Origin of the sequence: Bacillus cereus group sp. MYBK216-1, from assembly GCF_051916495.1 — a bacterium.
Taxonomy (GTDB): Bacteria; Bacillota; Bacilli; order Bacillales; family Bacillaceae_G; genus Bacillus_A; species Bacillus_A thuringiensis_K.
The window spans coordinates 1-619 of sequence record NZ_JBQAGT010000045.1 but is presented as its reverse complement, the minus strand read 5'-3'; the positions used below and the strand labels follow the sequence as shown (position 1 = coordinate 619).

Sequence of the window (619 nt, the reverse complement as noted above, 5' to 3'; positions counted from 1 at the left end):
TGAAGTGCACCCCAATTGTTAGACACAGTCTAACAATTGGAGGTGCATTTTTTATGGCTAAATTTTCTTCAAAAGAAAAAATCCAAGCGGTGAAACGATATTTAGATGGTACAGAAAGTGGAAAAACAATTGCTAAATCTATAGGAGTTAACCCTAGCGTACTTCGTGAGTGGATTAGACGATATGAGTCTTCAGGTGAAAAGGCCTTTGAAAAGTGCTATACATTCTACCCAGCCCAGTATAAACTAGATGTACTTTATTATATGAATGAACACGGGACATCTATCAGAGAAACAGCGGCACTTTTCAATATACCGTCTTATGAAACACTTCGGAAATGGAAAATAGCTTATGAAACAGGAGGATTGGATGCCCTACAATCAAAGAAAAAGGGGCGTCCAACCATGAAAGATAAAAAAATAAAACCAGTAGATGAAGGATCAATCGAAGCCTTACAAGCGGAAAATGAGCGTTTACGTATGGAAAATTCATATTTAAAAAAGTTGAATGCCTTAGTTCAAAACAAAGAAAAATCACCAAACAAGACAAAGCGCAAGTAATCTACGAGTTAAGGCATGAATTTCCTATCAAGGAGTTACTTCAACTCGCAAACATTCCA

At 36.7% G+C, this 619-nt stretch carries 1 pseudogene; it reads left to right on the top strand.

The features are described from left to right. Nucleotides 1–53 precede the first annotated feature (53 nt). Nucleotides 54–619 (top strand): annotated as a pseudogene (locus ACTFRH_RS30900) (IS3-like element ISBth10 family transposase); the annotation flags it as partial.